Source organism: Serratia sp. SSNIH1 (assembly GCF_002935055.1).
GTDB classification, from domain to species: Bacteria; Pseudomonadota; Gammaproteobacteria; order Enterobacterales; family Enterobacteriaceae; genus Serratia; species Serratia nevei.
Genome location: NZ_CP026383.1, coordinates 4,369,116 through 4,388,677 on the forward strand (window position 1 = coordinate 4,369,116; position 19,562 = coordinate 4,388,677).

The 19,562-nt window shown below is 62.4% G+C and carries 14 protein-coding genes; 9 read left to right on the forward strand and 5 right to left on the reverse strand.

Translation table 11 applies throughout. The annotated features are described in order from the left end of the window. Nucleotides 1-167: 167 nt before the first annotated feature. Entirely contained in the window at nucleotides 168-389 is a 222-nt protein-coding gene (locus C3F38_RS21125; protein WP_033644041.1) for a hypothetical protein, read from the forward strand. Nucleotides 390-669: 280 nt separating this feature from the next. Here C3F38_RS21125 and pstB read toward each other — a convergent pair whose 3' ends face one another. Genes pstB through C3F38_RS21140 form a run of 3 tightly spaced genes read right to left on the reverse strand, consistent with a single transcriptional unit; the run spans nucleotide 670 to nucleotide 5,328 of the window. Continuing rightward, the gene (gene pstB, locus C3F38_RS21130) at nucleotides 670-1,482 is read right to left on the reverse strand and encodes a phosphate ABC transporter ATP-binding protein PstB (RefSeq protein WP_103767454.1); all 813 of its coding nucleotides are present in this window, start codon (nucleotides 1,480-1,482) and stop codon (nucleotides 670-672) included. Nucleotides 1,483-1,510: 28 nt separating this feature from the next. After that, nucleotides 1,511-3,160, reverse strand: coding sequence for a phosphate ABC transporter permease PstA (gene pstA, locus C3F38_RS21135; RefSeq protein ID WP_038873714.1), 1,650 nt, complete (start codon nucleotides 3,158-3,160; stop codon nucleotides 1,511-1,513). Next, nucleotides 3,157-5,328, reverse strand: a complete 2,172-nt coding sequence (locus C3F38_RS21140) for an ABC transporter permease subunit (protein ID WP_055317141.1) — start codon at nucleotides 5,326-5,328, stop codon at nucleotides 3,157-3,159. Before C3F38_RS21140 ends, pstA begins: the two co-directional genes overlap by 4 nt. Before the next feature lie 396 nt (nucleotides 5,329-5,724). Between C3F38_RS21140 and ppk1 the strand changes: the two genes are divergently transcribed. The 6 genes from ppk1 to C3F38_RS21170 all read left to right on the forward strand — a co-directional run bounded on the left by ppk1 (nucleotide 5,725) and on the right by C3F38_RS21170 (nucleotide 15,309). Then, the gene (ppk1, locus tag C3F38_RS21145; protein WP_048234529.1) at nucleotides 5,725-7,788 is read left to right on the forward strand and encodes a polyphosphate kinase 1; all 2,064 of its coding nucleotides are present in this window, start codon (nucleotides 5,725-5,727) and stop codon (nucleotides 7,786-7,788) included. A gap of 10 nt (nucleotides 7,789-7,798) precedes the next feature. Then, nucleotides 7,799-9,349, forward strand: coding sequence for an exopolyphosphatase (gene ppx, locus C3F38_RS21150; RefSeq protein ID WP_038873722.1), 1,551 nt, complete (start codon nucleotides 7,799-7,801; stop codon nucleotides 9,347-9,349). 182 nt (nucleotides 9,350-9,531) lie between these two features. Next, complete coding sequence (locus C3F38_RS21155; RefSeq protein ID WP_004941600.1) at nucleotides 9,532-9,714, forward strand: YfgG family protein; 183 nt, start codon at nucleotides 9,532-9,534, stop codon at nucleotides 9,712-9,714. Between the two features lie 103 nt (nucleotides 9,715-9,817). Further along, the gene (mgtE, locus tag C3F38_RS21160; protein ID WP_015378729.1) at nucleotides 9,818-11,251 is read left to right on the forward strand and encodes a magnesium transporter; all 1,434 of its coding nucleotides are present in this window, start codon (nucleotides 9,818-9,820) and stop codon (nucleotides 11,249-11,251) included. 186 nt (nucleotides 11,252-11,437) lie between these two features. Continuing rightward, nucleotides 11,438-14,764: a diguanylate cyclase gene (locus tag C3F38_RS21165; RefSeq protein WP_102779393.1), complete on the forward strand. Its 3,327-nt coding sequence runs from the start codon at nucleotides 11,438-11,440 to the stop codon at nucleotides 14,762-14,764. Between the two features lie 191 nt (nucleotides 14,765-14,955). Then, nucleotides 14,956-15,309, forward strand: coding sequence for a DNA-binding protein (locus tag C3F38_RS21170; protein ID WP_047730103.1), 354 nt, complete (start codon nucleotides 14,956-14,958; stop codon nucleotides 15,307-15,309). A 12-nt stretch (nucleotides 15,310-15,321) separates the two neighbouring features. On the opposite strand, the gene alkA is transcribed toward C3F38_RS21170, so the two are convergent. After that, entirely contained in the window at nucleotides 15,322-16,812 is a 1,491-nt protein-coding gene (gene alkA, locus C3F38_RS21175; RefSeq protein WP_047730102.1) for a DNA-3-methyladenine glycosylase 2, read from the reverse strand. Between the two features lie 164 nt (nucleotides 16,813-16,976). On the opposite strand from alkA, the gene yegD reads away from it, so the two are divergent. Together yegD and C3F38_RS21185 are read left to right on the forward strand one after the other, a co-directional pair. Next, nucleotides 16,977-18,329, forward strand: a complete 1,353-nt coding sequence (gene yegD, locus C3F38_RS21180; protein ID WP_048234531.1) for a molecular chaperone — start codon at nucleotides 16,977-16,979, stop codon at nucleotides 18,327-18,329. 51 nt (nucleotides 18,330-18,380) lie between these two features. Beyond that, nucleotides 18,381-18,947, forward strand: coding sequence for a GNAT family N-acetyltransferase (locus C3F38_RS21185; protein WP_055317463.1), 567 nt, complete (start codon nucleotides 18,381-18,383; stop codon nucleotides 18,945-18,947). Here the strand turns inward: C3F38_RS21185 and C3F38_RS21190 are convergent. Continuing rightward, complete coding sequence (locus tag C3F38_RS21190; RefSeq protein WP_047730099.1) at nucleotides 18,944-19,561, reverse strand: pyridoxamine 5'-phosphate oxidase family protein; 618 nt, start codon at nucleotides 19,559-19,561, stop codon at nucleotides 18,944-18,946. The genes C3F38_RS21185 and C3F38_RS21190 overlap by 4 nt on opposite strands. Nucleotide 19,562: the final 1 nt, after the last annotated feature.

Here is a 19,562-nt window from a genome sequence, read left to right on the forward strand (position 1 = left end):
GGTTTTTTATTGGCGAATAACCGGCTAGTATTCGGTGATGCCATTTTTACCGGAAAATGAGCTGATAAAAAAGCCAAGAGCGTATTTAACCGGAATAGTGGATGAAACAGTAACGCACCGCAATAACAAGAACCTTTCCTCTGAATTTCTACGAAGGAGTAACGTAAATGGCTAAAGTTTCAAACCTGCTGCTTTTTATCGGCCTGGCGATGCTCGCCATCGCCGCCGGTCTAAATACCTATAGCGGCTACGCGCCTGCAGATCCCAACAGCACCCCGCTGTTTTCCCCGCTCTGGTGGACGCGCTGGTTCCCGCTCTATGCCTCGGGGGCTGCGTTGCTGTTGGTGGGGTTGGTATTGCGGGTTACGGCTAAAGGCCGCGCGCATTAAGGATTACCATTTCAGCACCGCCGAGCCCGCCACAGCCATTATCGACATTAGCAATTATATTGATCATCACCGACAACATAATTGTGGTTGATAATAAATTGCAGAGAATGGATTGAATTCCACATGATGAAAAATGAATAAAACAAACTCGCCGGCAATCAGACTTATGCCATGCATTAATTCATGCCGGCTTAATGCGCGGGTAAAATAAAACAGCAGACGCAGGCCGACTGCAACGGCCATTGCCGGCGACGGAGCGAAAACCTCCGTCGCTCTCCCCTCAACCATACCGCCCGGTAATATAATCTTCGGTGCGGCGCTGGCGCGGCGAGGTGAAGATGGCGTCGGTGTCGTTGTACTCCACCAGCCGCCCCTGGTGGATAAAGGCGGTGTAGTCGGAGACGCGCGCCGCCTGCTGCATGTTGTGCGTCACCAGCACCACGCTGTAACGCTGTTTCAGCGCGGAAATCAGCTCTTCGATAGTCAGCGTGGAGATCGGATCCAGCGCCGAGGTCGGCTCGTCGAGCAGCAATACCTCCGGCTCGATGGCGATGGCGCGCGCGATCACCAGGCGCTGCTGCTGGCCGCTGGACAAGCGGAACGCATTTTCGCGCAGCCGGTCCTTCACCTCATGCCACAGCGCGGCGGCGCGCAGCGAACGCTCCACCGCCTCATCCAGCAAGCGCCGGTCGCGCACGCCCTGCAGCCGCAGGCCGTACACCACGTTTTCATAGATCGATTTCGGGAACGGGTTCGGCCGCTGGAACACCATGCCCACCCGCCGCCGCAGCGCCGCCACGTCGATCTGTGCGCCGGAGATCGCCGCGCCGTTCAGCTGCAGCTCGCCCTCGATGCGGCAGTTGTCCACCAGATCGTTCATGCGGTTGAAACAGCGCAGCAGCGTCGATTTACCGCAGCCCGAGGGGCCGATCAGGGCCGTCACCCGGTGTTTCGGGATACGCAGCGAAATATCGTGCAGCACCTGTTTGTCGCCATAAAACAGGTTCAGGCCGTTGACCGCCAGCGCGGTCTGTTCATCGTCGAGATGCTGGACATCCAGCCGGGGCAAACTGCCTGGCGTCATCACACCCATTACGCACTCCCCAAAAATAGCGTCATTGTTACTGCGACCATGCTCGGTACCGCTCCCTCAACGAATGGCGGATACCCATCGCCGCCAGATTCAAACTCACCACGATCGTCACCAGCAGGAAGGCGGTGGCGAACACCAGCGGCCGCGCCGCCTCTACGCTCGGGCTTTGGAATGCCATATCGTAGATCTGGAAGCTCAGATGCATAAACTTCCGCTCCAGGTGCAGATACGGGAAAATCTCGTCCACCGGCAGCACCGGCACCGATTTCACGACCCCCACCAGCATCAGCGGCGCGGTCTCCCCGGCGGCGCGCGCCACCGCCAGAATCAGGCCGGTCATCATCGCCGGCGCCGCCATCGGCAGCACGATGCGCCACAGCGTCTCGGCCCGGCTGGCGCCCAGCGCCATCGAGCCCTGCCGCAGCGAGGTGGGAATGCGCGACAGCCCTTCCTCGGTGGCGACGATCACCACCGGCAGCGTCAGCAGCGCCAGCGTCAGCGCCGCCCACAGCACGCCGGGCGTGCCGAAGGTCGGGTTGGGCAAGGATTCAGGATAGAACAGCTGATCGAGCGTGCCGCCTATCATATAAACGAAAAAGCCGAGGCCGAAGACGCCATAGACGATCGAGGGCACGCCGGCCAGGTTGACCACCGCGATGCGGATCACCCGCGTCAGCAGATTGTTGCCGGCATACTCGTGCAGATATACCGCCGCGATCACGCCAAACGGCATCACCACGATCGACATCAGGATCACCATCAACACCGTGCCGAAAATGGCCGGGAACACCCCGCCTTCGGTATTCGCCTCACGCGGGCTGTCGGTGAGGAACTTCTTCACCTGCTCGCCCCAATGCGCCAGCTTCTCGGTGGTGTTCATGGCGTTCGGGTACCAGGCATCGCGCACCTGGCTGAGCGGAATGGTCAACGTCTGGCCATGCATGTCGCGCAGCAGCAGCGCATCGCGCTGGCGATCGCGGTTCAGCCCCGCCAGGCGTTCGGACAGCAGCTGGTATTGCCGCTGTAACTCCAGCCGCTCGGCCTTGATGGCGTCCTGCGCGCGGGCGTCCAGCTTATCGTCGCGCTGCAGGCGCTTTTCCCGCAGCCGCAGCGCGTCAAACTGCTGATTGATGCGCGCCATATCGCGGAATTGAATGTCGTGCGCCTGGCGCGAGAGCGCGGCGATTTGTGGCAGCCGCTGCTGCAACGCCTGCCCCAGATTGCGGCCGGTCAGCGGTTGCCCATCCTCCAGCAGCCCCGCCAGATAGCCGTAGGCGGTACCGTGGCTGTCGCGCTCCAGTACCAGCAGGCCGCGCGGCGTGCTTTGGCTGCGGATGTCGCTGGCCAGCAGCGTGCGAAAATCCTGCCCCTCGCGCTCGCGGTTGCCGACCTTGATCAGATAACGTTCGACGCTTTGCGCCTCGCCCGGCGGCGTCACGCCCGCTTCCGCCAGCTGGCGGCGCGAAATGCTTTGCTGCTGGTACAGCTCGCCGATCACCGTCACCGGCCCGGCGCCGTTCTGATTCAGCTCGAACTGATAAACCGGGCTCGGCCAGAAATAGCGCATCCCTTGTCCGGCCAGCAGCAACAAAATGCCGATCAGCGCCAACAGGCTGACGGCCACCGAACCGGCGGTCAGCCATATCCACGGCGACCCGCTCTTCACCCAGTTCTTCATGGCGCCTCCTGATTTGGCGTGTAACGCTTGCGCAGCCGCAGGCGCACCGCCTCCGCCAGCGTGTTGAACACGAAGGTGAAGACAAACAGCACCAGCGCGGTCAGGAACAGCACGCGGTAATGGCTGCTGCCGGAGACCGCCTCCGGCATCTCGATGGCGATATTGGCCGCCAGCGCCCGCAGCCCCTGGAACAGGCTGCCGTCGATAATTGGCGTATTGCCGGTGGCCATCAGCACGATCATGGTTTCCCCCACCGCGCGGCCAAAGCCGATCATCAGCGCGGAGAAAATACCGGCGCTGGCGGAAGGCAGCACCACCTTGATCACCGTCTGCCATTGGGTGGCGCCCAGCGCCAAAGAGCCCTGGCTCAGGGTGGCCGGCACGCTGAACAGCGCGTCCTCCGCCAGCGAGAAGATGATCGGCACCAGCGCGAAGCCCATCGCCACGCCCACCACCAGCGCATTGCGCTGATCGTAATTATCCCCCAGCCAGAAATGCAGCGGCTCACCGAACAGCGCCACCTCCAGCCGCGGCCCCAGGCTGAGCGCCAGCCACACCGTCAACGCCAGCAGCGGCAACAGCAACAGCAGATCGACGCCCGGCCGGCAACGCGGCATAAAGCGATGGGTCAACGCGCCGCACAGCAGCACCGCCGCCGCCAGCAGCAGCGGCAACGCCAGCACCGCCAACAGATACTGCTCGATGATCGGCGCCAGCCAAATGCCGGCCACCAGCCCGATCACCACCGTCGGCAGCGCGCCCATCACTTCGATAGCCGGTTTGATCACCCGCCGCAGCCCCGGCGTCATAAAGTAAGCGGTATAGATGGCGCCGGCCAGCGCCAGGGGAATGGCGAACAGCATCGCGTAAGCCGCCGCCTTGAAGGTGCCGAAGATCACCGGCATCAAACTGAATTTGGGTTGGTAACTGTCTTCGCCGGAGGTGGACTGCCAAACATAGGCCGGCTGTGGGTAGTTCTCATACCACACCTTGCCCCACAGCGAACGCCAGGTGACGTCCGGATACGGGTTGTCGAGCGCATAGCGCTGCCAGCCCTGCGCGCTCTCCAGCAACAGGCCATCGCCGCGCGGCGCGAACGCCATCTGCCGCACCTCAGCGCCCAAACGGGTATTCAGCAGCGGCTGCGGTTGAATGGTGGAGAACAGCGAGAAGCCGCCATCGGGCCGCAGGGTGGCGAACACCCGGCGATAGGGCTCAGCCACCGTCAGCTCCTGCCCGTCGGCGCCATGGTCGAAATGCTGCACCGGCGTCAGGCGCCAGCGCTGCTCTTTTTCTACTTCGAACCACTCGCGCAGATTGCCGTCGGCGCCCTTGATCAGCAGCGCACTGCCGCCGGGCAGCGCCGTCATCTGATACGGGGCATGTTCGCCAAGGGTACGCGTTTCACGCAGCTGCAGCTGCGCGCCGTCGATCTGATAACGCGCCAGCCGGTTGCCGGTCAGCAGGTAAAGCTGGCGGCCATCCGGCGTCAGCACCAGTTGCTCAGCATCGTGTTCCAGCGGCCGCTCGCTGAACTGCGGCGGCCGGTCAGGGCTGAAACGGCCGAACACCAGCCGCCGATCGTCAGTCACCCCAGCCAGCAGATACTGCCCGCGATGCGCATCCGCCAGCGACAGCAGTTTCAGCGGCTTGCGCTGCGGATCCAGCGCCAACGGCTGCTGCCCGAGCGGGAACAGCCACTGCGGCCGGCCGTTTTCCGCCGTCGCAAAATCCGCGCGCGCCACCACCAACCGGCCGTCGGCCTGCGCCAGCGCGAACAGATCGCGCTCTCCGGCGGCCTGGGCAAGCAGCGCCGGTTTGGCCAGCAGCGTCTGCTGCGCCAGCGGCGCCTGGGGCTGGCCGTTCGGTGCCGGCGTAAGGCGATAAAATTGCCCCGCGCCCTGCGCGTCGATGCGGTAACCGACGCGCTGCTGCACGTCCATGCCCAGCGCCAGCGCCGGGGCCGAAGCCGCGATCGGCAGCGGCTGCGCCTGGCCGAGCGAGGCCGGTTTGAACAGCGGCAGCACGGCAAACAGCAAATAGACGAAGATCAGCATCAACGTCATCAGCACCATCAGCCCGCAGGCGGTCACTGCCGCCTGCACGCCGCGGTCGATGCGCCCGCGCAGGCGATCTCGGGGATGTTGATTTGCCGTCGTCTGTGTCATGTGTCTCGCTGTCGCTGATGTAATCGGGCTTACGCCGTAAGATAACCGGGCATCTTATGTCAGTTTTATGACGTTTGCATGACAAAGTTACCCGCCACACTCCAGGTTTTTTACACTGCAAACAGACAATATGGCGTTGATATATTGCTGAAAAATGAACGTAAACACGCTTAATACCACCAAGAATAAGCCTGCTAACCTTCATTTCATGCTGCTCATTCCACCCCCCTGCGCCCTGCATCGACGAAAATTTATTGCCGCCAAAAAACGCCGCGCGCCAACGCAATGGATATGTTGGACTTTCCTGTCAATCTCTCGCAATAATGATGAAGGACACTAGAGCGGCATCCGGGCGCTGCGTCCCGGATCCTATTCTAAATTTGAACTGGAGTGGCAATGGGTCAGGAAAAGCTCTACATCGAAAAAGAACTAAGCTGGTTATCCTTTAATGAACGCGTGTTGCAGGAAGCCGCAGATAAGAGCAATCCCCTGATTGAACGTATGCGTTTTCTGGGCATTTACTCCAATAACCTCGACGAGTTCTATAAAGTCCGCTTCGCCGATCTCAAACGGCGCATCCTGATCAGCGAAGAGCAAGGCTCCGCCGGCGCCTCGCGCCACCTGCTGAAAAAGATCCAGGCCAAGGTGCTGAAAACCGATCAGGAGTTCGACGGCCTGTACAACGATCTGCTGCTGGAAATGGCGCGCAATCAGATCTTCCTGATCAACGAACGCCAGGTGTCCGAGAACCAGCAAATCTGGCTGCGGCAATATTTCAAACAGCATCTGCGCCAGCACATCACGCCGATCCTGATCAACCACGACACCAACCTGGTGCAGTTTCTGAAAGACGATTACACCTACCTGGCAGTGGAGATCATTCGCGGCGCGCGCATCGACTATGCGCTGCTGGAGATCCCGTCCGATAAGGTGCCGCGCTTCGTCAATCTGCCGCCGGAAGCGCCGCGCCGCCGTAAGCCGATGATCCTGCTGGACAACATTCTGCGCTACTGCCTGGACGATATCTTCAAGGGCTTCTTCGACTACGACGCGCTCAACGCCTACTCGATGAAAATGACCCGCGACGCGGAGTACGATCTGGTCACCGAAATGGAATCCAGCCTGCTGGAACTGATGTCCTCCAGCCTGAAACAGCGCCTGACCGCCGAGCCGGTGCGCTTCGTGTATCAGCGCGACATGCCGAACGAAATGGTGGAGCTGCTGCGCGGCAAGCTGGGCATCTCCAACTACGATTCGGTGATCGCCGGCGGCCGCTACCACAACTTCAAAGATTTCATCAGTTTCCCGAACGTCGGCAAGGCCAACCTGGTCAACAAGCCGCTGCCGCGCCTGCGCCACATCTGGTTCGACGGTTTCCGCAACGGCTTCGACGCCATTCGCGAAAAAGACGTGCTGCTCTACTACCCGTACCACACCTTCGAGCACGTGCTGGAGCTGCTGCGCCAGGCGTCGTTCGATCCGAGCGTGTTGGCTATCAAGATCAACATCTATCGGGTGGCGAAAGATTCGCGCATCATCGAATCGATGATCCACGCCGCGCACAACGGCAAGAAGGTCACGGTGGTGGTCGAGCTGCAGGCGCGCTTCGACGAAGAGGCCAACATTCACTGGGCGAAGCGCCTGACCGAAGCCGGCGTGCACGTGATCTTCTCCGCGCCGGGCCTGAAAATCCACGCCAAGCTGTTCCTGATTTCGCGCCGTGAAGGCGATGACATTGTGCGCTATGCTCATATCGGTACCGGCAACTTTAACGAAAAAACCGCGCGCATCTACACCGACTATTCGCTGTTGACCGCCGACTCACGCATCACCAACGAGGTGCGCCGGGTATTCAACTTTATCGAGAACCCCTACCGGCCGGTCACCTTCGACAACCTGATGGTGTCGCCGCAGAACTCGCGCCTGAAGCTGTATGAGCTGATCGACAACGAAATCGCCAACGCCCAGGCCGGGGAACAGGCCGGCATTATGTTGAAAATAAATAATCTGGTGGATAAAGGGCTGGTAGATCGGTTATATACCGCGTCCGGCGCCGGCGTGAAGATCCGCCTGCTGGTGCGGGGCATGTGTTCCCTGATTCCCAACCTGCCGGGGATCAGCGACAATATTCAGGTGATCAGCATCGTCGATCGCTTTTTGGAACACGATCGGGTTTACGTTTTCGACAATAAAGGTGACAAACGGGTGTATCTGTCCTCCGCCGACTGGATGACCCGCAACATAGATTACCGTATCGAAGTGGCGGTATCGCTGCTGGATCCGGCGCTGAAACAGCGCGTTCTGGACATTCTGGAGATCCTGTTCAGCGATACGGTCAAGGCCCGTTATGTGGATAAAGAACTGAGCAACCAGTACGTGCCGCGCGGCAACCGCCGCAAAGTGCGTGCCCAGGTAGCTATTTACGAGTATTTAAAAGCTCTGGAACAACCAGGACAGTAGGCCAGCAACTATGCCGCTAAAAAACACTGCAACGAACAAACCGCAGGAAATCGCCGCCATCGACCTCGGGTCGAACAGTTTCCACATGGTGATCGCCCGCGTCGTCAACGGCGCCTTACAGGTATTGGGCCGTTTAAAACAGCGGGTGCATCTCGCCGACGGATTGGACAGCAACAACGTACTCAGTGAAGAGGCGATAGAGCGCGGCCTGGCCTGCCTGGCCCTGTTTGCCGAACGGCTGCAGGGCTTCCCGGCGGATAACGTCACCATCGTCGGGACGCACACCCTGCGTCAGGCGGTGAACGCCGAAGTGTTCCTCAAGCGCGCCGCCAAAGTGATCCCCTACCCGATCGAAATCATCGCCGGTCAGGAAGAAGCGCGCCTGATCTTCATGGGCGTGGAGCACACTCAGCCGGAGAAAGGCCGCAAGCTGGTGATCGACATCGGCGGCGGATCCACCGAGCTGGTGATCGGCGAAGACTTCGAGCCGCTGCTGGCGGAAAGCCGCCGCATGGGCTGCGTCAGCTTCGCCCAGCTGTTCTTCCCGGGCGGCGAGATCAGCAAAAACAACTTCCGCCGCGCGCGGCTGGCGGCGGCGCAGAAGCTGGAAACGCTGGCCTGGCAGTACCGCATTCAAGGCTGGCAGTACGCGCTGGGCGCCTCGGGCACCATCAAGGCCGCCCACGAAGTGCTGGTGGCGATGGGGGAAAAAGACGGTCTCATCACCCTGGATCGCCTGGAAATGCTCGCCGAGCAGGTGCTGCAGTTCAAAAGCTTCGGCTCGCTGAGCCTGCCGGGGCTGTCGGAAGATCGCCAATCGGTGTTCGTGCCGGGGCTGGCTATCCTGTGCGGCGTGTTCGATGCGCTGGCGATCCGCGATCTGCGCCTGTCCGACGGCGCGCTGCGCGAAGGCGTGCTGTATGAAATGGAAGGCCGTTTCCGCCACCAGGACATCCGCAGCCGCACCGCCAAAAGCCTGGCCGATCACTACAACATCGATCGCGAGCAGGCCAAACGGGTGCTGGAAACCACCGAGCTGCTCTACTCGCAGTGGATGGCGCAGAACACCAAGCTGGCGCATCCGCAGCTGGAAGCGCTGCTGAAATGGGCCGCCATGCTGCACGAAGTGGGGCTGAGCATCAACCACAGCGGCATGCACCGCCATTCGGCCTACATTCTGCAAAACTCCAACCTGCCTGGCTTCAACCAGGAACAGCAGCTGCTGCTGGCGGCGCTGGTGCGTTTCCACCGCAAGGCGATCAAGCTGGAAGAGCTGCCGCGCCTCAACCTGTTCAAGAAGAAACACTACCTGCCGCTGATCCAGCTGCTGCGTCTGAGCACCCTGCTCAACAACCAGCGTCAGTCGACCACCACGCCGGAAACGCTGCGCCTGACCACCGACGACAACCACTGGACGCTGCGCTTCCCGGCCGGCTACCTGGCGCAGAACAACCTGGTGCAGCTCGATTTCGAACGCGAGCAGGCCTACTGGAACGACGTCGTCGGCTGGAAGCTGCTGATCGACGAAGAAGGCTCGCAAGACGAACAGCGCTCCGCCTGATCCCCCCGCCCCCTGCCTGTCAGGGGGTTTTTCTTTCCGCCCTCGCCCCGTCAACCTAAACGAAACCCTAATGCGCCGTCCCGCACGCCGGAAAAAAATGGACAACTTTTGTCATCAGCGCCTAAAATCCGGTTACAAATTCTCGAGCGAATCACACAGGACACCGGCATACCGGGTGATATATGCGCAAGAAAACCACCGGACAGATGACGAAGATAGTGTTGTTTATCAGCTTTATCATTTTAGTCGGCAGACTGCTGTACGCCGCCGTGGTGGCGGTGCCTCATCATCAGGAAAAAAAGCAGGCCGCTGCGCAAAACGCCGCCGAAGTCAGCGCGCCGCAACAGGACGCCTCCTCTGAATAACCGCCGCGCCCCGTCCGTTTCATAAAAATGACTCCGGCACTCGCTATGCTCTATCTTTTAATGAGCCTGCGTCAGGAACGCCGAGCGCCCGTTAAGGAACACCATGTCAGCCGCAACCCATAACGTCAAAAAAGTCGCTGAACACCGCCAGCGCATTCTCACTCTGCTGTTGAACAATAAGGAATTGGTCGACGGTATTCTCGGCCGGCCAGGGGATGAGCACGCCCTCAGCCAAAGCGAACTGCTGAACCAGACGGCGGAAATCACCGGCCTGTTGGACGACATGCACGCCGCCGACCTGGCGGACCTGCTGGAAGCGCTGCCGCAGGATGAACGTATGGCGCTGTGGCGGCTGGTGGGCAACAGCAAGCGCGGCCAGACGCTGGTGGAGGTCGCCGAGCCGGTCTGGGACAGCCTGATCGAGGAAATGAGCGACAAAGACCTGCTCAAAGCGATCAAAACGCTGGACGTCGACGAACAGGCCTACCTGGCGCAATACCTGCCGCGTAACCTGATGGGCCGGTTGCTGACCTCGCTGGAGCCGGAGCAGCGCGCCCAGGTGCGCGAGATGAGCCAGTACGCCAAAGACAGCGTCGGCTGGATGATGGATTTCGAACTGGTGACGGTGCGGCCGGACGTCACGCTCGGCGCGGTGCACCGCTTTTTGCGCATGCGCAAAACCATTCCCGACGCCACCGATAAACTGTTCGTCACCGACCGCAAAAACACCCTGCTGGGCGAGCTGCCGCTGACCGCGGTGCTGCTGAACGATCCGGAGATCCCGGTGCGCGAAGTGATGGACAGCGATCCCGCCACCTTTCAGCCCGAAGACAAGGCCGATGAAGCGGCCGGCGCGTTCGAACGTTACGACCTGATCAGCGCCCCGGTGGTTGACGCCAAGGGCAAACTGATGGGCCGCCTGACCATCGAAGAGATCGTCGACGCCGTCAACGAAGAGAGCGACACCAACCTGCGCCGCATGGGCGGTTTAAGCCCGGAAGAAGACGTGTTCGCCCCGGTCAGCAAGGCGGTCAAGACCCGCTGGGCCTGGCTGGCGATCAATCTCTGCACCGCGTTCGTCGCCTCGCGCGTGATCGGCCTGTTCGAACACACCATTTCCCAGCTGGTGGCACTGGCGGCGCTGATGCCGATCGTCGCCGGCATCGGCGGCAACACCGGCAACCAGACCATCACCATGATCGTGCGCGCGCTGGCGCTGCACCAGATCGAAGTCGGCAACATCTCACGCCTGATGCTCAGAGAGCTGGGAGTGGCCATCATCAACGGCGTGGTGTGGGGCGGCATCATGGGCGTGATCACCTGGCTGCTGTACGGCGACGCGGCGATGGGCGGCGTGATGACGCTGGCGATGCTGCTCAACCTGCTGCTGGCTGCGCTGATGGGCGTGGTGATCCCGATGACCATGCTCAAACTGGGCCGCGATCCGGCGGTCGGCTCGAGCGTGCTCATCACCGCGCTGACCGACACCGGCGGCTTTTTCATCTTCCTCGGCCTCGCCACCCTGTTCCTGCTGTAATACGCCAAAAGCCGGCCCCGCGCCGGCTTTTTCGTCATTCTGTCGCCGGGCTTGCGTGTAACGCAGTAAAGTCGGCCTTCCCGGTAGGTTTTCCTCTCGCGCTGTACTACCCTTTGCCAATAAATCGTCTTAATTCATCCACGTCATGAATCCAATCACTGACAGAGGCCATCGGTAAGGATGTCTATGGAGATCAGCGCGCCGAACACGTTCGGCACCCGCAAAGGCGTCATGCTGACGCATTCCCTGTTAGTGGCGTTGGCGACGTTTCTGCTCGCCTTGCTGAGCCTGTCGCTGTCCAGCGAAGCCCGCCACTTCACGCCGCTGTGGTTCCCGACCGCCGCCGCGATCGCCGTGCTGTACCGCCACGCCCCGCGCCACTGGGGCCTGCCGCTGCTGGCCAGCGGCCTCGGCATCGTGCTCGCCAGCTTCTTGCTGTTCGGCATCAGCATCATTCCCGTCAAGCTGGCCGCCATCAACCTGCTGGAAGCGGCGGTTTGCGCCCTGCTGCTGCGCCGCACGCTGCCGGCGAACGATCCGCTGAGCGATCTGGGCTGCTGGCTGCGCTTTGTGGTGTGCGCGGTGATCTTCACCCCGCTGTTCAGCGCGCTGCTGGCCGCCGGGCTCTCGCCCACGCCGGATCAAACGTTCTGGCAATCGTTCGGCATCTGGTTCATCTCCGAAGCAATAGGGGTGCTGTCGCTGGCGCCGCTTGGCCTCACCTATCACCGCCGCACCTTGGCGGCGCTGAACCCCTACCCGCTGCTGCTCACGCTGATGGGCTCCCTGGCCTTCAGCTACCTGGCGCTGACCTATCTGCCGTTCCCGTTCACCTTCGTCATCCTGCCGCTGCTGTGGGCCGCCATCGCGCTGCCGCGCTTCGAAGCCTTCGCCGTCTGTTTCTGCACCCTGCTGCTGATCACGGTGCTGATCTCGCTGGGCGTGCTGCACCTGCAGGCCTCTGCACACGTCTTCGGTGAGCTTGGCCTGTACTTGCCGATGCTGCTGATCCTGATCCCGGCACACGCGATGGCGATGGTGATGCACACCTTTCGGGTGGAGAAACAACACATCGTCGAGAGCGAAAGCCGCTTTCGCAGCGCGCTGGAGTATTCCGCCATCGGCATGGCGCTGGTGTCGCCGGAGGGCAAATGGCTGCAGGTTAACCAGGCGCTGTGCAAGCTGCTCGGCTATCCGCCCGAAAGACTCTATCGCCTGACCTTTCAAGAGATCACCCACCCGGACGACCTCAACGCCGATCTCAGCCAGTTGCACGATCTGCTCGACGGCCACATCAGCAGCTACACCATGGAGAAACGCTATATCCGCAGCGACGGCCAGACCGTTTGGGCGCTGTTGGCCGTCTCGCTGGTGCGCGACGCCGAAGGGCAACCGCTGTACTTCATCTCTCAGGTCGAGGACATCAGCGGCCTCAAACGCAGCGAGGCAGAGAACAACCGGCTGGTGGAGCGCATTACGCTGGCCAACCAAGTGGGCGGCGTCGGCATTTGGGAATGGGTGATGAGCCAGGAACACTTCACCTGGGATCAGCGCATGTTCGAACTCTACGATCTCAATCCCGACCAAACGCCGACGCTGGCGCTGTGGCGCACCCTGCTGGTGCCGGAAGATCGCGAGCGCACCGATCGCGAGCTGGCCGCGCTGCTGGCCAATCCCAAGCCTTTCGTCATGGAATTTCGCATTACCACGCGCGGCGGCAAGCTGCGCCATATTCGCGGCCAGGGCAACGTGATCCTCGACGACCAGGGCCGGCCGCTGCGCATGATCGGCACCAATATCGACATGACCGAGCTCAAGATCCTCGCCGAGGCGCTGCACGAAGAAAAAGAGCGCCTGCACATCACCCTCGACGCCATCGGCGAAGGGGTGATCTCCACCGACAGCCACCTGCGCATCACCTTTATGAACCCAGTGGCCGAGCAGATGTGCGGCTGGCCGCTCGACCTGGCGATCGGTATGCCCATCGCCGGCGTGGTGCGCCTGACCAACGGCAAAGACGGCCCGGAAATCGAAAACCTCACGCAATACCCGCGGCAAGGGCCGGCGGATTACGCGCTGGTGCTGCACAGCCGCGACGGACGTTATTTCGACGTGCAACAGTCGGTCTCACCGCTGAAAACGCTCGATGGCGAAACCATGGGCGCGGTGATGGTGCTGCAGGACGTCACCGCCTCGCGCGAACTGATGAAAAAGCTCAGCTACAGCGCCTCGCACGACGCGCTGACCGGCCTGCCGAACCGCACCCGCTTCGAGAAGCAGCTGAAGGCGGCGATCGCCGCCGGCGGGGAACCGTCGTCGTCGCATTCGCTGGTGTTCCTCGATCTGGATCGGTTCAAAGCGGTAAACGACACCGCCGGCCACGCGGCGGGTGATGCCTTGCTGCGAGACATCGCCCAGCTGATGCGGCACCAGCTGCGCAACAGCGACTGCCTGGCTCGGCTGGGCGGTGACGAGTTCGGTTTGATCCTGTTCGACTGCCGGCTGGAGCAGGCGAAATCGCTGATGCAGCAGGTAGTCAACCAAATCAGCCAGCATCCGTTCTACTGGGAAGGGAAAATTTATCGCGTCGGCGCCAGCGCCGGCATCACGCGCATCGGCGGCGACGCCAAAAGCAGCGAACTGCTGGCCCAGGCCGACATCGCCTGCTACACCGCCAAGCACCACGGCCGCGGCCAGGTTTATCTGTACGAAACGCGGCAAAAACAGCTGCTGGAACGGCAGCATGAATTGCTGACCCCACAGGAGGTACAGACGATCATCAGCGAGGGGCAGCTGCGGCTGCTGACCCACGCGGTCGCGCCGCCGGCGACGCCGCTGTCGGCCGCGTTCCATCAAGTGAAGCTGCAGGTTATGGCGCCGGACGGCAGGCCGCTGCCGCACGAGGCGTTCATCGCCGCGGCGCAGCTGTACGGCCTGATGCCGGACATCGACCGCTGGGCGGTGACGCAGCTGTTGGTATCGTACGCCGACGACATCAAGCGCAAGGGGCTGTCGCTCGCGTTGCCGCTGGCTACCGACAGCCTGCTGAACACCGACTTCCAGCGCGACCTGACGGAAACGGTGCGCGCCTCTTCGCTGCCGCCGCGGGCACTGCTGTTCAGCGTCGATGAAGCCGTGGTGCTGGAGCACGCCGCGCAGTGCCGAGCGTGTCTGCGCGAACTGCAGCAGCTGGGCTGCCGACTGATCGTCAACGGCTTTGGGCATAACATCAATGCCTTCGATGAGTTGGGCGATCAGAAGATAGACATCATTCGCATCGATGAACGCTTCATCACCAACGTGCACTGCAACCAGATGGATGAACTGATGGTCTCGATGCTCAACGGCGCGGCGCACCGGATCAAGGCGCAAACGCTCGCCGGGCCGGCCCACCAGCCGGTGACGCTGCAGGCGCTGCGCGATGTCGGCGTCGATCTGGCAGAAGGCGACCAAGTGGCGCTGGAGCAGCCGTTGGCGGTTCTGCTCAGCGACGGCTACTTCGGCATCCGCTAAGCCTTCCCTCGCCGGCGCCGTCTCACGGGCGGCGCCGCACCTCTCGTCTTTCACATTATGTTAACCAATACAAGATTAGTGATATAAATAACACCTGAAGCTTAAACGATTAAGTAAGATGAAGCTCCCATGCGGACATCGACGTATCCGTTGATTTTCCTCGACATGTGATAGCTCAGGGATAAGGGACTATGGAAAAGAAATGGTTTTCCGCCAGGGAACTGATGGGAAAAGCGGGGTTGCCCTCGACCCCGCAAGGGGTCAATCTGATGGCCCGACGCGAAGGCTGGGTCAGCCGCCGCCGCAGCGGCGTACAAGGTAAAGCGCTGGAATACCATATCGACAGCCTGCCGTTCGGCGCGAACAGCCTGTCGGCCTTGCGCGAGGCCGACCATCCGGACTACGACATCAAACGCCAGGATCCGGTTCGGGTCTGGATCGAATATTACTACCATCTGACGCCGGCCGAGCGGGAAAAGCTGCTGGCGTTCCTGATGCGCGAAGGCATGAGCCGCCTGCTGCAGCTGATCGACGCCCCGCGCTAGCCCGAATGCGCCTTACTCCTCCCCTTCCGGCGCCCAACCGTCGTTGTGCCACAGGTGCAACGTGGCGTAAGAGCGCCACGGGCGCCAACGTTCGGCATAGCGTTCGATCTGGCGCGGCGTCATGCCAGGGAAACGCTGTTTGATCAGGTAATCGCCGGCCAGGAACACGTCCGGCCACGACCAGGCGCGCATCGCGATATAGCTGGCGGTCCAGCTGCCGATGCCCGGCAGCGCGGTCAGCGCCTTGATGCCCTGTTCAATATCCAGCACGTTATCGAGCTGCAGCCGCCCTTCGCCCAGCGCGCGGGCGATCTCGATCAGCGCCGCCGCGCGCTTCAGCTGCACCCCGAGCGGGCGCAGGGCTTCGGGCTGCAGCTGCGCCACCCGTTCGGCGGCAGGAAAAACGTGGGTGATGCCCTCGTGCGGCGCCGCCAGCGCTTCGCCCCAACGTTCGGCCATCCGTCCGGCGAAGGTTGCCGCCATTTTCACGCTGACCAATTGCCCCAGCACCGCACGCGCCGCCTGTTCGAAGCTGTTTACGCAGCCCGGCAGGCGCAGCCCCGGCGCATCGGCCGCCAGCGAACCCAGCGCCTCATTGATGCGATCCGGCGCGGCGTCCAAATCGAACAGCAAGCGTACGCGGCGCAGCACCTCGGTCGTCACCAAACTGAGCGCCGGCGCGATCTCTACCCTGACCCGGTTGCGCGCTTCTTCCGGCTGCACGCTGAGCCAGCCGCAATACTCCGTACCGCCCTGGCTGACTGAGATCGAACGCAGATAGCGGCGGCCCTCGACCCGCTCTACGCCCTGCACGGCGCGCGCCTGCAAGAAGTTCAGCATGCGATCCCAGTCATAGGGCGGCCGATAGCCCAGGTGGAACACCAGGCCGCTGGCGGCGGCCCGTTCACCGCGCGCGCCGCCGCTGCGCAGCGCCGACGGAATCAGGCGATAGCGCGCCTTGAACAGCTCGTTGAAACGCCGCAGGCTGCCGAAACCGGCGGCGAATGCCACTTCGCTGAGCGGCAGATCGGTATCCGCCAACAGACGTTTGGCCTGCAGCAGCCGGTGCGACTGCGCGTAATCGATCGGCGAAGCGCCAAACTGTTCAGCGAAGATACGCCGCAGGTGGCGATCGGAAATGCCGAGCCGCGCCGCCAGCGCTTCGCAGCTGTGTTCGGACAGATAGCCCTGCTCGATGAGCTGCACCGCCACCTGCGCATAGCGGTTGCCCAGATCGATCAGCGCCAGACCGGGCGCCAGTTCCGGCCGGCATTTGAGACAGGGGCGAAAGCCCGCCAGCTCGGCCGCCGCCGCGCTCGGATAGAAGGTGCAGTTTTCCAGCTTCGGCGTGCGGGCGCTGCACACCGGGCGGCAATAAATGCCGGTGGAAGAGACGCCGACGAAAAAGCGGCCGTCGAATTTGCGGTCACGCGCGCGCAGCGCGTCGTACAACGCTTGCTGTTGGGTATTCATGGCAACGCTCGGGTTCGGTTTTTTCTGCATTATGGGGCTCGGCTGGCGCGCTGACGTGCGGAATTCGGACATTAAGTTAAGCATGCCGATGCCGCGCCCGCTAAATTTTTCGACACTCGCGCATCAGCGCATTGCCCACCGGCCCCGTCTCGGGTAAAGTCGCCCCCCTTCATTGGCATGGGGACAAAAAAGAGATGTTTATTGGATTCGACTATGGGACAGCCAACTGTTCCGTCGCGGTGATGCGCGACCACGGCCCCGAGCTGCTGACGCTGGAAAACAACGAGCCGTATCTGCCTTCAATGCTGTGCGCGCCGACCCGCGAAGCGGTGAGCGAGTGCCTGCACCGCCACTGGCAGGTGCCGACCGGCAGCGAAGAAAACCAGCAGCTGCTGCGCCGCGCCATCAGTTACAACCGCGAAGAGGACATTCCGGTCGGCGGCGACAGCGTGCTGTTCGGCCTGCAGGCGCTGGCGCACTACATGGAAGATCCGGAAGAGGTGTACTTCGTGCGCTCGCCGAAGTCCTTCCTCGGCGCCAACGGCCTGAAGCCGCAGCAGATCGCCCTGTTCGAAGACCTGGTTTGCGCCATGATGTTCCACATCAAACGCCAGGCGGAAAACGTGCTGCAGGCCGGTATCGATCAGGCGGTGATCGGCCGACCGATCAACTTCCAGGGCATCGGCGGCGAAGAGGCCAACCGGCAGGCGCAGGGCATTTTGCAGCGCGCCGCCGAACGCGCCGGTTTCAAAGAGATTGAATTCCAGTTCGAGCCGGTGGCGGCAGGGCTGGACTTCGAGGCGACGCTGAGCGAAGAGCAAACCGTGCTGGTGGTGGACATCGGCGGCGGCACCACCGACTGCTCGGTGCTGCTGATGGGCCCGCAGTGGCGCGACCGCGCCGATCGTCAGCAGAGCCTGCTGGGCCACAGCGGATGCCGGGTCGGCGGTAACGATCTGGACATCATGTTGGCCTTCAAACAGCTGATGCCGCTGTTCGGCCTGGGCGGCGAAACCGGGAAAGGCATCGCCCTGCCGGCGCTGCCTTACTGGAACGCGGTGGCGACCAACGACGTACCGGCGCAAAACGACTTCTACAGCGCCGCCAACGGCCGCGTGCTGCGCGATCTGATCCTCGACGCGGCGGAGCCGGAAAAGGTCAAACGCCTGCTGAAAGTGTACCAGCAGCGCCTGAGCTATCGGCTGGTGCGCGCGGCCGAAGAGAGTAAGATAGCCCTGTCCGGCCAAACCGCCATCAGCGCGCCGCTCAGCTTCGTGCAGGCCGATCTGGCGGAAAGCATCAGCCAGGATCAGCTCGCCGACGCCATCTCGCAGCCGTTGATGCGCATCCAGGAGCAGGTCAGCGCCGCGTTGGCCAGCAGCCAGACCGCGCCGCAGGTGATCTACCTGACCGGCGGCAGCGCACGTTCGCCGCTGCTGCGCGCCGCGCTGCAACAGCAGCTGCCTGGCATTCCGATCGTCGGCGGCAACGACTTCGGCTCGGTCACCGCCGGGCTGGCGCGCTGGGCGCAAACGCTGTTCCGTTGACGGCCCAAGGGCGCGGCTCGCCGCGCCCTTGCTCATTGGAGGCTATGCATCATGTCAACCATCCTTACCCTCGACAGCGACAGGCTGCGGCTGCGCCCCTGGCGCGACGACGATCTGCCGGCCTTCGCCGCGCTTAACGCCGATCCGCAGGTGATGCGCTATTTCCCGGCGGCGATGACGGCCGAAGAAAGCCGCACGCAGGCCGAACGCATCCGCGCCTTCATGCAGCAACATGGTTGGGGGCTATGGGCGGTGGAAGTGAAAGGCGGCACGCCCTTTATCGGTTTTGTCGGGCTGGCGCGGCCGGGCGACGACCTGCCTTGCTCCCCCTGCGTGGAGATCGGTTGGCGGCTGGCGGCGGCCCACTGGGGCAACGGCTACGCCGCTGAAGCGGCACGCGCTGCGCTGGCGTGTGCCTTCGACACGCTGCACTTGCCGGAAGTGGTGTCCTTCACCGCCGAAGATAACCAGCCGTCGCGCCGGGTGATGGAGCGCATCGGTATGCACTTTGACGGCGAAACCTTCCTGCACCCACGCCTGCCGGCGGGGCACCCGCTGCAAAAACATGTCTTGTACCGGCTGAACCGGCAAACGTGGCGCGAACGCCACGGCGATTAATACAGCGTATCCTTCAGCCGCTGCGGCAGCGCTTGGTCGTACTCCTCACCGTCGAAGCGCGTTTGGCTCACCGCGGCCAAAATATGGCCGGGGCTGGGCAGCGCCGAACGTTCGAGGCGGCTGCCCTCTTCCCAGAGTCCCGAACGCAAGATCGCCCGGCTGCACTGGAAGAACACCGCCTCCACCCGAATGCGCAACACCGAACGCGGCAGCTGATTGCGGTGGGCGAAGCGCTGCAGCACCGCCGGCGCCACCACGATCTCCGCCCGCCCGTTAATCCGCAGCGTTTCGCCGATGCCGGGGATCAGCAGCAGCAGCGCCACCCGGTTGTCGTGCAGAATATTGCGCAGGCTATCGATGCGGTTATTGCCACGCCGATCCGGCAGCAGCAGGGTTTTCTCGTCTTCGATGTGGATAAAACCGGCCGGATCGCCGCGCGGCGAGACATCCATGCCGTCCGGCCCGACCGTCGAGAGGGCGGCAAACGGCGCCGCCTCGATAAACGGGCGGTACGCCGGGTGGATATAGCTGACTTCTTTAAAAACCGAGGGGGCGCCGGGTTTGCCGTACAGCTGTTCCAGCGTCGCGAGGTCGTTGATGGTATCACCAGACATT